This window comes from Kitasatospora sp. NPDC033851, assembly GCF_055576085.1.
Window position 1 is genome coordinate 24,687 of sequence record NZ_JBVIRL010000044.1, and the last position, 14,092, is coordinate 38,778.

General features: G+C 76.0%; 6 protein-coding genes. 4 read left to right on the forward strand and 2 right to left on the reverse strand.

Annotated elements, in window-relative coordinates; translation table 11 throughout:
• Positions 1-56: 56 nt before the first annotated feature.
• Together ACZ51D_RS40655 and ACZ51D_RS40660 are read right to left on the reverse strand one after the other, a co-directional pair.
• On the reverse strand, positions 57-701 hold the full coding sequence (locus ACZ51D_RS40655; protein WP_360509058.1) for a response regulator transcription factor: 645 nt from the start codon (positions 699-701) through the stop codon (positions 57-59).
• Entirely contained in the window at positions 698-2,047 is a 1,350-nt protein-coding gene (locus tag ACZ51D_RS40660; RefSeq protein WP_465626383.1) for a sensor histidine kinase, read from the reverse strand. Before ACZ51D_RS40660 ends, ACZ51D_RS40655 begins: the two co-directional genes overlap by 4 nt.
• Positions 2,048-2,267: 220 nt before the next feature.
• On the opposite strand from ACZ51D_RS40660, the gene ACZ51D_RS40665 reads away from it, so the two are divergent.
• The 4 genes from ACZ51D_RS40665 to ACZ51D_RS40680 form a co-directional block, all read left to right on the forward strand.
• A complete protein-coding gene (locus ACZ51D_RS40665; protein WP_360509054.1) occupies positions 2,268-2,777 on the forward strand; it encodes a hypothetical protein in 510 nt (169 codons plus the stop codon).
• 14 nt (positions 2,778-2,791) lie between these two features.
• Entirely contained in the window at positions 2,792-3,292 is a 501-nt protein-coding gene (locus ACZ51D_RS40670; protein WP_465626386.1) for a PH domain-containing protein, read from the forward strand.
• Complete coding sequence (locus ACZ51D_RS40675; protein ID WP_465626387.1) at positions 3,289-4,902, forward strand: PH domain-containing protein; 1,614 nt, start codon at positions 3,289-3,291, stop codon at positions 4,900-4,902. The genes ACZ51D_RS40670 and ACZ51D_RS40675 overlap by 4 nt, the downstream gene beginning before the upstream one ends.
• Positions 4,903-5,219: 317 nt before the next feature.
• A partial coding sequence (locus tag ACZ51D_RS40680; RefSeq protein ID WP_465665313.1) for an SDR family NAD(P)-dependent oxidoreductase occupies positions 5,220-14,092 on the forward strand: 8,873 nt, incomplete at its 3' end.

The window sequence follows — 14,092 nt, forward strand, 5'->3', positions numbered from 1 at the left end:
CCGCCGTCCGGCACCCGGACGGTGGCCCCGCCGCGCGTCCGGCCGCGGCCGCCCGGTCAGTCCAGCAGCCCGCGCTCCATCGCGGCCAGCACCGCCGCCGTCCGGTCGGACACCTCCAGCTTGCGGAAGATCCGCAGCAGGTGCGTCTTCACCGTCGCCTCGCCGATGTGCAGTTCGCGGCCGATGTCGGCGTTGGTCAGACCCCGGCCGACCAGCTGCAGCACCTCGCGCTCGCGCGCCGACACCGGCGGCGCCTCCTGCGCCCGCGCCCGGAACAACCGGCCCGCGACGGCGGGGGAGAGCACCGTCTCGCCGCGGGCGGCGGCCCGCACCGCGTCGATCAGGTCGCTGCGCGAGGTGCCCTTCAGCAGGTAGCCCGCCGCGCCCGCCTCGACCGCGCGCAGGATGTCCGCGTCGCTCTCGTACGTGGTCACCACCACCACGCGAGGGCGACGCGAGTGCGCCAGGATGCGCGCGGTCGCGGTGACGCCGTCCATCGTGCCCATCCGAAGGTCCATCAGCACCACGTCCGGGTCGAGCGAGGCGGCGAGCACCACCGCCTCCTCGCCGCCGCCGGCCGTCCCCGCGACGGCGATCCCCGGCGCGGACTCCAGCATCGCCGACAGGCCCTCGCGGACCACGGGGTGGTCGTCCGCGATCAGCACGGTGATCGCCCGGGCAGCGGGGGCGGGCGGCGTCATCGGTTCCCTCCGTCGGGATCGTCGCGGGTGCTGTCGTCGGGCCGGGCCGGGCCGACGGTGCCGAGCGGCACCCGGACGTCCACCACCGTCCCGAAGCCGGGCCTGCTGGACACCCGGGCGGTGCCGCCGGTCTCCGCGAGCCGGGCCCGCAGTCCGCGCAGCCCGTACCCCTCGGTCGGCCCCGCGGTGTCGAACCCGCAGCCGTTGTCGGTGACCGTCAGCCGCACCTCGCCGTCCGTGAACTCGGTCCGCAGCGCGACCCGTCGGGCGCCCGCGTGCTTGCGGACATTGGCCAGCGACTCCTGCGCGGCGCGCAGCAGCACCACCGCGACCGCCGTCGGCAGCGGGAACTCGGTGCCCTCGGCGGTGTAGTCGACGGTCAGCCCGGTCTCGGCGGCGAACGCCCCGCCCCGGCGCCGCAGCGCCTCGCCCAGCGAGTCGCCGCGCAGCGCCGCCGGGGTGAGCGCGGCGACGAAGCCGCGGGTCTCCGCCAGGTTGTCGACGGCGGACCTGGCGGCCAGTGCGAGGTGCCGCCGGGCCAGCTGCGGGTCGTCCTCCAGCTCCGCCTCCGCGGTCTGGATCAGCGCGATGATGCTGGTCAGGCCCTGGGCCACGGTGTCGTGGATCTCGCGGGCCAGGCGTTCGCGCTCGGCGGCGATCCCGGCCTGGCGCGACAGCCGGGCCTCCCGCTCCCGGCTGCGCTCCAACTCATCGATCAGCCGGCCGCGTTCGCGGCTCTGTTCGATCACCCTGGTGATCCACAGGCCCAGCAGCACGGTCAGCGCGATCCCCAGCAGGGTCAGCGGCAGCACGCCGAGCACCTCGGGGCCGAGCCGTCCGCTGCTGACCCACACCAGGGCGGGCGGCACCAGGTTGGCGCAGAGCACCACCGCGATCCCGAGCGAGGACGGCAGGCTCATCAGCAGCATCGGGCAGACGGCGAACAGTGCGAAGGCGGCGGCCAGGTCGAGGACGGCGGCCACCGCGAACAGCGTGAGCAGACCGGCCGCGAACCAGCGGCTGCGGGGCGGCCGTTCGCCGCCGCGCAGCAGTGGCCGCCCGAACGCGGCGTACCAGGGCACCATCAGGGTCAGTGCGGCGACCGCGCCGGCGACCCGGCCCGGCGCGGCCTGCGAGGTGAGTAGCAGCCCGGCGGTGACGAGGTAGCAGAGCCCGAAGTAGGCGTCCCACAGGCCGGCCCAACGGGCCATCGGATCCTGTCGGAAGGCCGCCTGCGCGCCGTCGGCGCGGACGTCCGGCGCACCCGGCGCACCCGGGTCGGGCGGGTCGGAGGGGACGGGACGGACGGCGGCGGGGGGCTGGTCGGGCAGGGCACGGGCTGGCACGCTGACCAGTCCTACCACGCGCCCTCCGCCGCGTGCACCCGCCGACCGGCGGCCCGTCGGCCGGGCCGGTCCGCGCCGCGCCGTCGCCCCGGGTGTCCACCGACCGGTGGACACCCGGTCCGTCCACCGGTTGTTCCGGCGCCCGCGCCGCGTCCCTAGCGTGGAGATCAGCGAGGACGAACCGCGTTCCTCGACGGACGATCCTCGGGAGCCGCACCACATGAGCGGGTTCACCACCACCCTGGTGGTCAGCGGGACGGTGCTGGCCGTCATCCTGGCCAGCGACCTCGGCCGACGCCGGGTCACCACCATGCGCCTGATCCGGCCGCTGATCGCGGTGGCCGCCGTGATGGTGCTGTTCTTCCACAGCCCGCAGCTGGCCGGCAACGACCTCTCGCTGCAACTGGTCGGCATCGGCATCGGCATCATCCTGGGCCTGACCGCCGGGGCGATGCTCCCCGGCGAGCTGGATTCCGACGGGAACGTGTACACCCGGGCGGGCCTGCTTTACGCATTGTTCTGGCTCCTGATGTCGGCGGCCCGGGTGGTCTTCGTCTACGGAATCGAGCACTGGTACACCGCCGATATCATCGAGTTCGCCATCAAGTACCGGATCAGCGGGCCCGACGTGTTCTCGAATTCGCTCGTGCTGATGGCACTCGCCACCGTACTCGTACGCACGGTCGTGGTGCTGAACCGCCGCCGACGCCTCCGGGTCACCATCCGATAGGAACAGGACAGGAAATGCCCTCATCCGAAGGACTCCGGCTGCGGCCGCCGCGGCACCGGGTGGAGCGCCGCGCCCTCGCCTGGTGGACGGTGCAGGCCTCGCTGATCCCCGTACCGCTCATCCTGGCCGCCGCCGCGCTCTACCTCCTGATCCCGCCGGCCCGGTTCGTCTTCGGGTGGGTGCTGCTCGCGGTCACCGTCCCCGGCGTCGCGTACATCGCGGTGATGCCGCAGTGGCGCTACCGGGTGCACCGCTGGGAGACCACCGACGAGGCCGTCTACACGGCCTCCGGCTGGCTCTGGCAGCGCTGGCGGGTCGCCCCGCTGTCACGGATCCAGACCGTGGACACCGTCCGCGGTCCGCTGGAGCAGCTGTTCGGGCTCGCCGGGATCAAGGTCACCACGGCCTCCGCCGCCGGCGACGTGACCATCCGCGGCATCGACCACCGCAGGGCCGTCGAGGTCGTCGAGCACCTGACCCGCACCACCCAGGCCACCCCGGGGGACGCCACATGAGTACCGAACCCGCAGGGCCCGAGCAGCCCGGCACGGCCGACTCCGTCGCCGACCCCGCCACCGTCCCCGGCCAGCGCGCCGGGACCGCGCCCGTCGACGGGCCGGAGGGCCCCGACTGGCAGCGGCTCAGCCTGCGCTCCGTCCCCGTCCACCTCAGCTGGCTGCTCGCCCCCGCCGCCACCGCGGCCGGCACCGCGCTGGGCGGCCACGGCACGCCGAACCTGCAGGCCCTGATCACGGTCGCCTCGCTCACCATCGCCTTCGGGGTGGTCGCCGGCATCAATCTGATGCGCTGCCTCACCACCCGCTACCGCGTCACCCACGACCGGCTGGAGGTCCACAAGGGCCTGCTGTTCCGCAGCCGCCGCACCGTCCTGCTGGGGCGGATCCGCAACGCCGACGTCACCGCCAAGCCGCTGCAGCGCCTCGCCGGCCTCGCCGCGGTCACCGTCGGCGTCGCCGCCGTCGGCTCCTCGGGCGGCTCGCTCACCCTGGACGGCGTCACCCGCGACCAGGCCGCCGCGCTCCGCCGGGACCTGCTCAACCGGCGCGCGGCGCTGCTCGCCGCCGGCCACGACGGGCAGGTCGAACAGGCCGCCGACGACACGATCGCCGCCTTCGACCCGTCCTGGACCCGCTACGCCCCGCTGACCGTCTGGGGCGTCGGCGGCCTGTTCGCCGTGCTCGGCGCCGCCTACCGCACCCTGCACGAGATGCAGGTCGACCCGCTGGAGCTGGGCGTCGTCCGCAGCGCGGCCGACGCCTTCACCGCTGTGCCCGTCTGGGTCGCCGTCCCGGTCACCCTGCTGGCCGTCGCCGCCGTCGGCACCGCCGGCGCGGTGGCCCTGTACGTCGAGGGCTGGTCCGGCTTCCGGCTGGCCCGCGAGGAGGGCGGCATTCTGCGGGTGCGGCGCGGACTGTGGATCCACCGGTCGGTCTCCATCGAGGAGCGGCGCCTGCGCGGCGTCGAGCTGGTCGAGCCGCTGCTGCTGCGCTCGGGCGGCGGCGCCCGGCTCCAGGCCGTCGCCGGCGGACTCGGCTCGGCCGAGGAGAACCGCTCCCGCGGGGCCCTGATGCCGCCCTCACCGCGTTCCGAGGTGCTCCGGGTCGCCGCCGCGGTGCTCGGCGACGACCGGTCGCCGACCGAGCGCGCCGACCTGCACCGCCACCCCCGCCGGGCGCTGCGCCGCAGGCTCAACCGGGCCCTGCTGGTCGTCCTGCCGGTGGTCGGCGCGGTGGCGCTGCCGGGCATCTGGCTGCCCGCCTTCCTGGTCGCCGCCGGGATCAGCGCCGCCGTGCTGCTGCCCGCCGGCGCCCTGCTCGCCGCCGACGCCCACCGCGCCCTCGGCCACGGCCTCACCGGCCCCTACCTGGTGGCCAGGTCGGGCACCTTCGTCCGCCGCACCGTCGCCCTCCGGCGCGAGGGCGTGATCGGCTGGACGGTCTCCCGCTCCTACTTCCAGCGCCGTGCCGGGCTGCTCACCCTGGGGGCCGCCACCGCGGCCGGTGCGGGCGTCTACCGGGTGCGCGACGTCGCCGAGGGGGAGGGGCTGGCCTTCGCCGAGGAGGCCGTGCCCGGGCTCCTCGCGCCGTTCCTGGTCCGCGACTGACCGGACCGGCACCCGGCTCACCCGGGTCGCGGCCCGGGGTGAACGTCCCGCACCCCGGTGCCCCACTCGGGCGCGAGTTCCGGTGGCCCGCTTTACCGGCCCGCCGGGACGCGCTAGCGTGGCCCGATTGTGGGTGAGGAATTCGCCGGGCGCATTCCGCGATTTCCTCCCGGTCGGCACCCCCGAGAATTCCTAGGGGTAGCCGGCCGAAATCGTAGGGGTGCTGAGGGGCCCCGTAAGGGGTTATCCGGCGGCGCATTCCCGTGCCACGCTGGCCAACGGTGTTTGATACCGTCAGCCGGGTAGTGGAGCGCGCGATGATGAACCAGTCCGAGGAATTCATTCCGGAGCCGGCCGGCGCGGATGTCGCAAATTCGGACGGCGTCTCGTCCTGGCGCGCGCGGCTCGCCGACTCCTCCGAGGCCGAGCAGCAGCGGACCGTCCTGAGCCTCGTCCTGGACCGCGCCAGGGAGGCGCTGCGCGGCCGCTCCGGCGCCGCCGTCGACGCCGACCGGCCCTTCCTGGAACTGGGCTTCGACTCGCTCGCCGCCGTGGACCTGCACAGCAGGCTCACCGCCGCCACCGGGCTGCGCCTGCCGGTCACCCTGGTGTTCGACCACCCGACCCCGGCCTCGCTCGCCCGCCACCTGCGTGCCGAACTGCTCGGCCTGGCCGCCGAGTCGGAGCCGCTGCCGGCCTCCGTCGGCGCCTCCGACGAGCCCATCGCCATCGTGGCGATGGCCTGCCGCTTCCCCGGCGACGCCCGCAGCCCCGAACAGCTGTGGCAGCTGGTCGCCGACGAGGTCGACGCCGTCTCCCCGTTCCCGACCAGCCGCGGCTGGGACCTCGCCGGCCTCTTCGACGACGACCCCGACCGGGCCGGCACCTCGTACGCGCGCGAGGGCGGCTTCCTGCACGACGCCGACGAGTTCGACCCCGGCTTCTTCGCCATCTCGCCGCGCGAGGCGCTCGCCATGGACCCGCAGCAGCGCCTGCTGCTGGAGACCGCCTGGGAGGCGTTCGAACGCGCCGGCATCGACCCGACCGGCCTGCGCGAGTCCCGCACCGGCGTCTTCATCGGCGCCGAGGCCCAGGAGTACGGCCCCCGGCTGCACGAGGCCGCTGACGGCATGGAGGGCTACCTCGTCACCGGCAACGCCGCCAGCGTCGCCTCCGGCCGGATCTCCTACACCTTCGGCTTCCAGGGCCCCGCCGTCACCGTCGACACCGCCTGCTCCTCCTCGCTGGTCGCCCTCCACCTGGCCGTACAGTCGCTGCGCCGCGGCGAGTGCGGCGTCGCGCTGGCCGGCGGCGCGGCCGTGATGGCCGGACCGGGCTCCTTCGTCGCCTTCAGCCGCCAGCGGGGCCTGGCTCCAGACGGCCGCTGCAAGCCCTTCGCCGAGGCCGCAGACGGCACCGCCTGGGGCGAGGGCGTCGGCATGCTCCTCGTCGAGCGGCTCTCCGACGCGCGGCGCAACGGCCACCCGGTGCTGGCGGTCGTCCGCGGCTCGGCGATCAACCAGGACGGCGCGTCCAACGGCCTCACCGCACCCAACGGCCCCTCCCAGCAGCGGGTGATCCGCCAGGCCCTCGCCGACGCCGGCCTGACCGCCGCCGACGTGGACGCCGTCGAGGCGCACGGCACCGGCACCACCCTCGGCGACCCGATCGAGGCCCAGGCCCTGCTCGCCACCTACGGCCAGGACCACACCGACGACCAGCCGCTCTGGCTCGGCTCCCTCAAGTCCAACATCGGCCACACCCAGGCCGCCGCCGGCATCGGCGGCATCATCAAGACCGTCATGGCGATGCGCCACGGCGTCCTGCCGCGGACCCTGCACGTCAACGAGCCTTCCCCGCACGTCGACTGGGCGTCCGGCGCGGTCGAACTGCTCACCGAGGCCCGCCCCTGGCCGGAGACCGGCCGCCCCCGCCGGGCCGCCGTCTCGTCCTTCGGCTTCAGCGGCACCAACGCCCACGCCGTCCTCGAACAGGCCCCGCAGACCTCGGAGATCCCGGCCGCCGAACCCGCCACCCGCGCGCCCGCGGCGCTGCCCTGGGTGCTCTCCGCCCGGACCCCGGAGACGCTGCGCGCGCAGGCCCGCCGGCTCGCCGCCCACCTCGACGCGCACCCCGAGCACCGCCTCGCCGACCTCGGCCACTCCCTCGCCACCACCCGCACCGCCTTCGAGCACCGCGCCGTCGTGGTCGCCGGCGAGCGGGACGGCTTCCGGCGCGCCCTGGACGCCCTCGCCGACGGCCTCGGCGCCCCCGGCCTGCTCCAGGGCAGCACCGCCCCAGGGCGCACCGCCTTCCTCTTCACCGGCCAGGGCAGCCAGCGGCTCGCCATGGGCCGCGAACTCTACGAGACGTACCCGGTCTTCGCCCGCGCCCTCGACCAGGCCGCCGGCCACCTCGACCTCCAGCTCGAACGGCCGCTGCGCGAGGTGCTGTTCGCCGCCGAGGGCACCCCCGAGGCCGAGCTGCTGCACCGCACCGCCTACACCCAGCCCGCCCTGTTCGCCGTCGAGGTCGCCCTCCACCGGCTCGTCGAGTCCTGGGGCCTGCGTCCCGACGCCGTCGCCGGACACTCCATCGGCGAGTTCGCGGCCGCGCACGCCGCCGGCGTGCTCACCCTCGCCGACGCCGCCCTGCTGGTCGCCGCCCGCGGCCGCCTGATGGAGGCACTGCCGGCCGGCGGCGCCATGGCCGCCGTCCAGGCCACCGAGGACGAGATCCGCACCACCCTCGCCGGCCGCGAGGCCGCCGTCGCCGTCGCCGCGGTCAACGGCCCCGCCTCCGTCGTCGTCGCCGGCGACGAGGACGCCGTCCTCGCCGTCGCCGCCCACTGGGCCGAGCAGGGCCGCAAGACCCGCCGCCTGACGGTCAGCCACGCCTTCCACTCGCCCCACATGGACGCCGTGCTGGCGGAGTTCCGCCGCTGCGCCCAGGCCGTCTCGTACGCCGAACCCAAGGTCCCGCTCGTCTCCACCCTCACCGGCCGGACCGTCACCGCTGAGGAGATCGGCGACCCCGAGTACTGGGTGCGCCACGTCCGCGAGGCCGTCCGCTACTGCGACGCCGTCCGGACCCTGGAGGCCCAGGGCGTCACCACCTACCTGGAGCTCGGTCCCGAGGGGGTGCTCTCCTCGACGGGCCCGGACTGCCTCGCCGACCCGGACGCCGCCGTGTTCGTCCCGCTGCTGCGCGGCGACCGCCCCGAGGTGCACACCGCGACCGCCGCACTCGGCCAGGCCCACATCCGGGGCGCCGCCCCCGACTGGGACGCCGTCTTCGCCGGGCAGGGCGCCCGCCGTGTCGACCTGCCCACCTACGCCTTCGAACAGGAGCGCTTCTGGCTCGCGCCCGGCTCCGACGGCGGTGACGTCACCGCCGTCGGCCTCGGCGCCGTCGACCACCCCCTGCTCGGCGCCGCCGTCGCGCTCGCCGACGGCGACGGCATCCTGTTCACCGGACGGATCGCCCTCGACACCCACCCCTGGCTGGCCGACCACGCCGTGCAGGGCAGCGTCCTGCTCCCCGGCACCGCCTTCGTCGAACTCGCCGTCCGCGCCGCCGAACAGGCCGGCTGCGGCCTCGTCGAGGAACTCACCCTGGAGGCGCCGCTACTGCTGCCCGACCGGGGCGGCGTCCACCTGCAGATCGTGGTCGGCGGCGCCGACCGGACCGGCAGCCGCACCCTCTCCCTGCACTCGCGGCCCGAGCACGCCGACGCCGACGAGCCCTGGACCCGCCACGCCGGCGGCCTGCTCGCCCCCGCCGCCGACCCGGCCGGACCCGACCTCGCCGCCTGGCCCCCCGCCGACGCCCGGCCCGTCGACGTCCAGGACGTCCGCGCGCGGCTCACCGACGCGGGCTTCGGCTACGGACCGGCCTTCCAGGGCCTGCGCGCCGTCTGGCTGCGCGGCACCGAGATCCTCGCCGAGATCGACCTGCCCGAGCCCGCCCTCGACGGCGCCGACCGCTACGGCCTGCACCCCGCCCTGCTCGACGCCGCCCTGCACGCCCTCGGCGCGGACACCGACGACGACGCCGTCCGCGGCGGCCTGCCGTTCTCCTGGCACGGCGTCACCCTGCACGCCGCCGGCGCCACCGCGCTGCGCCTGCGCGCCACCGTCCTCGGCCGCGGCGAGGTCGCCCTCGAAGCGGCCGACGCCACCGGGCAGCCCGTCCTGTCGGTGCGGTCCCTGGCGCTGCGCGAGATCTCCGCCGAGCAGCTCGACGCCGCCCGCGCCGCCCGCAGCGACGCACTGTTCCGTGTCGAGTGGACGGCCCTGCCGGTCTCCGCCGCCACCACCGGCCGCTGGGCCGTCCTCGGCGCCGCCACCCCCGAGCTCGCCGCCCTCGGCGCCGAGCAGTACCCCGACCCGGCCGCCCTCACCGCCGCCGTCGAGGCCGGCCGCGCTGCCCCCGACGCGGTGTTCCTGCCCGTCGGCCCCGTCGACGCCGAGCAACCGGACGACCCGGCCGCCCTCCGCGCCGCCCTGCACCGGGCACTCGACGCGGCCCGGCAGTGGCTCGCCGACGACCGCCTCGGCGCCGCCCGCCTCGTCCTCACGACCGGCGGCACGGCCGACGGCCCCGGCGCCCTCGCCCGCGCCGCCGTCCGCGGCCTGATCCGCTCCGCCCAGCTGGAGCACCCCGACCGGCTCGTCCTGCTGGACCTCGACGCGCACGGCATCCCCGGCGAGGTCCTGGCCGGCGCCCTCGCCTCCGGCGAACCCGAACTCGCGGTCCGCGAGGGCGCGGTGCACGTCCCCCGGCTCGCCCGGGCGCGTACCGCCGCCGACCCGGCCGGGGCCGGCGCCGCCCCCGCGTTCGGCCCCGACGGCACCGTCGTGGTCACCGGCGCCTCCGGTGCCCTCGGCACCCTGGTCGCCCGCCACCTGGCGGCCGAGCACGGCGTCCGCAGCCTGCTGCTGCTCTCCCGCCGCGGCGCCGACGCCCCCGGCACCGCCGAACTCCTCGCCGACCTCGCCGAGCACGGCGCCGAGGCCACCGTCACCGGCTGCGACGTCTCCGACCGCGCAGCCCTCGCCGCCGCACTCGCCGGACACCGGCTCACCGGCGTCGTCCACACCGCGGGCGTCCTCGACGACGGCGTCCTCGACGCCCTCACCCCCGAGCGCCTCGACACCGTCCTGCGGCCCAAGGCCGACGCCGCCCTCCACCTCCACGAGCTGACCGCCGACCAGCCGCTCACCGCCTTCGTCCTCTTCTCCTCCAACGCCGGTGTGCTCGGCGGCCTCGGCCAGGCCAACTACGCGGCCGCCAACGCCGTCCTCGACGCCCTCGCCGAACACCGTCGCGCCACCGGGCTGCCCGCCACCTCCCTCGCCTGGGGCCCGTGGGCCGACGGCGGGATGGCCGCCGGTCTCGACAGCGCGGACCTGCAGCGCCTCGCCCGCAGCGGCCTGACCGGCCTCGCCGACGACGAGGGCCTCGCCCTCTTCGACACCGCCACCGCGACCGCTGAACCGGTGCTCGTCCCGATGCGCCTGGACCTCGCCGCGCTGCGCGCCCAGGCCGCCGCCGGCACCCTCCCCGCCCAGCTGCGCGGCCTCGTCCGCACACCCACCCGGCGGACCGCCCGCGCCGGCCGCTCCGGCGGCACGGACCTGATGCGCCGCCTGGCCGGCCTCTCCGACGCCGAGCTCGACCGCGAACTCCTAGAACTGCTGCGCGTGCGGGTCGCCGCCGTGCTCGGCCACGCGTCCTCCGACACCATCGACGCCGGCCGGGCCTTCAACGAGCTCGGCTTCGACTCGCTGACCTCCGTCGAACTGCGCAACGAGCTGAACGCCGCCACCGGGCTGCGCCTGCCGCCCACGCTGATCTTCGACCACCCGACCCCCGCCGCGCTCGCCGCCCACCTGCGCACCGAGATCGCCGGCGCCGCGGAGCAGTCCGCCCTTCCCGCGGCCGCCCCCGCCCGCCGCGACGACGAGCCGATCGCCATCGTCGGCATGGCCTGCCGCTACCCCGGCGGCGTCTCCTCGCCCGAGGAGCTGTGGCAGCTCGTCACCGGCGGCGTCGACGCGATCTCCGCGTTCCCGTCCGGCCGCGGCTGGGACCTCGACCACCTCTTCGACCCCGACCCGGACCACCCCGGCACCTCGTACGCCGACCAGGGCGGCTTCCTGCACGGCGCCGGCCTGTTCGACGCCGCGTTCTTCGGCATCTCGCCGCGCGAGGCGCTCGCCATGGACCCGCAGCAGCGCCTGCTGCTGGAGACCTCCTGGGAGGCGTTCGAGCGGGCCGGCATCGACCCGGCGACGCTGCGCGGCAGCCGGACCGGCGTCTTCGCCGGCGTGATGTACCACGACTACGCGACCCGGCTCGGCGCCGTCCCCGAGGGCGTCGAGGGCTACCTCGGCACCGGCACCTCCGGCAGCATCGCCTCCGGCCGCGTCTCCTACACCTTCGGCCTCGAGGGGCCGGCCGTCACCGTCGACACCGCCTGCTCCTCCTCGCTGGTCGCGCTGCACCTCGCCGTCCAGGCGCTGCGCCAGGGCGAGTGCACGATGGCCCTGGCCGGCGGTGTCACCGTCATGGCCACGCCCGAGGCGTTCGTCGACTTCAGCCGCCAGCGCGGCCTCGCCCGCGACGGCCGCTCCAAGTCCTTCTCCGCCGCCGCAGACGGCACCAGCTGGTCCGAGGGCGCGGGCATGCTCCTCGTCGAGCGGCTCTCCGACGCCCGCCGCAACGGGCACCCGGTGCTCGGCATCGTGCGCGGCTCGGCGATCAACCAGGACGGCGCCTCGAACGGCCTGACCGCCCCCAACGGCCCCTCCCAGCAGCGGGTCATCCGCCAAGCCCTCGCCGACGCCGGCCTGACCGCCACCGACGTGGACGCCGTCGAGGCGCACGGCACCGGCACCACCCTCGGCGACCCGATCGAGGCCCAGGCACTGCTCGCCACCTACGGCCAGGACCACACCGACGACCAGCCGCTCTGGCTCGGCTCCCTCAAGTCCAACATCGGCCACACCCAGGCCGCCGCCGGCGTCGCCGGCATCATCAAGATGGTCATGGCGATGCAGCACGGTACGCTGCCGCAGAGCCTCCACCTCGACGAGCCCTCGCCCAACGTCGACTGGGCGTCCGGCGCGGTCGAACTGCTCACCGAGGCCCGCCCCTGGCCGGAGACCGGCCGTCCGCGCCGCGCGGGCATCTCCTCCTTCGGCTTCAGCGGCACCAACGCCCACACCATCGTGGAGCAGGCCCCGGCCGCCGTCCGCACCCGGAAGCCCGCCGACCAGGCCCCGGCCGTCCAGCCGTGGGTGCTCTCCGCGAAGAGCGAGGACGCGCTGCGCGAGCAGGCCCGCGCCCTGCTGACCCACCTGGACCGCACCGCCGGCACGCCCGCGGAGGCGACCGATGGCGACATCGCCCTCTCGCTCGCCACCGGCCGCGCCGTCCTGGAGCACCGGGCCGCCGTCATCGCCGAGGACCGCGCCGACCTGCTGGCCGGCCTCGCCGCCCTGGCCGCCGGCGAGTCGAACGCCGACGTCCTGCAGGGCACCGTCACCGCCGGCCGCACCGCTTTCCTGTTCACCGGGCAGGGCAGCCAGCGGGCCGGCATGGCCGCGGAGCTGACGGCCGCCCACCCCGCCTTCGCGGCGGCCTTCGACGCGGTCTGCACCGAACTCGACCGCCACCTGGACCGCCCGCTGCGCGAGGCGATCGCCGACGAGGCACTGATCGGCGAGACCGGCTGCACCCAGCCGGCGCTGTTCGCCGTCGAGGTGGCGCTGTTCCGCCTCCTCGAGTCCTGGGGGGTCCGCCCGGACTACCTGGCCGGCCACTCGATCGGCGAGCTGGCCGCCGCCCACGTCGCCGGGGTGTTCTCGCTGGCGGATGCCGCGAAGCTGGTGGCAGCTCGTGGCCGGTTGATGCAGGCGCTGCCGCGCGGCGGTGCGATGGTCGCGGTGCAGGCCACCGAGGAGGAGGTGCTGCCGCTGCTGACCGAGGGCGTCGGCATCGCCGCCGTCAACGGCCCGAACTCCGTGGTGATCTCCGGTGCCGAGGACGCCGTCCAGGCCGTGGTCGCGCAGCTGGCGGGCCGCCGCACCAAGCGCCTGACCGTCAGCCACGCCTTCCACTCCCCGCTGATGGACGGCATGCTGGACGACTTCTGCGCCGTCGCCGAGCAGATCACCTACGAACTTCCGCGGATTCCGATCGTCTCCACCCTCACCGGCGCGCTCGCCTCGACCGAGCTGACCGACCCCGGGTACTGGGTGCGGCACGTCCGCGAGGCCGTCCGCTTCGCCGACGCCGTCTCCGTCCTGGAGGGCCGGGGCGTCCGCACCTACCTGGAACTGGGCCCCGACGGGGTGCTCTCCGGGATGGGCCAGGACTGCGTCACCGAGGACGCCCTCTTCACCCCGGCCCTGCGCGCCGGACGCCCGGAGACCCGCACCCTCACCACCGCCCTCACCCTGCTGCACCTGCGCGGGAGCGTCGTCGACTGGCCTGCCGTCTTCGCCGGCACCGGCGCGCGCCGGGTCGACCTGCCCACCTACGCCTTCCAGCGCCAGTGGTACTGGCTGGAGAACCTGGCCGCCCCCGCGCCCGCCGCGGCCGCGGTCGACGCCGTCGACGCCCGGTTCTGGGAGGCCGTCGACACCGGCGACCTCGACGCGCTCTCCAGCACTCTCGCCCTCAGCGGTGACCAGCCCCTCAGCTCGGTGCTCCCGGCCCTCTCCGCCTGGCGCCGCCGGACCCGCGAGCAGGCCACCACCGACGCCTGGCGCTACCGCGCTACCTGGAAGCCGATCGGCGAGGCCGCCACCGCGCTGACCGCCGGCGTCTGGCTGCTCGCCGTCCCGACCGGCTCGGCCGAGGGCACCGCCGTGCTCGGCACGGTGCGGGCCCTCACCGACCGCGGCGTGGACGTCCGCCCGATCGAGCTGGACGCCGCCCGCACCGACCGCTCGGGCCTGACCGAACTCCTCGGACAGCGCGTCGCCGACGGCGCAGCCGTCGCAGGCGTCCTGTCGCTGCTCGCCCTCGACGAGCGCCGGACCGACGGCGTGTCGACCGGCCTGCTGCTCACCACCCTGCTCGTCCAGGCGTTGGGCGATGCCGGGGTCGGTGCGCCGTTGTGGTGTGTGACGCGTGGGGCGGTGGCTACGGGTCGTTCGGAGCGGGTGGCGGATCCGGT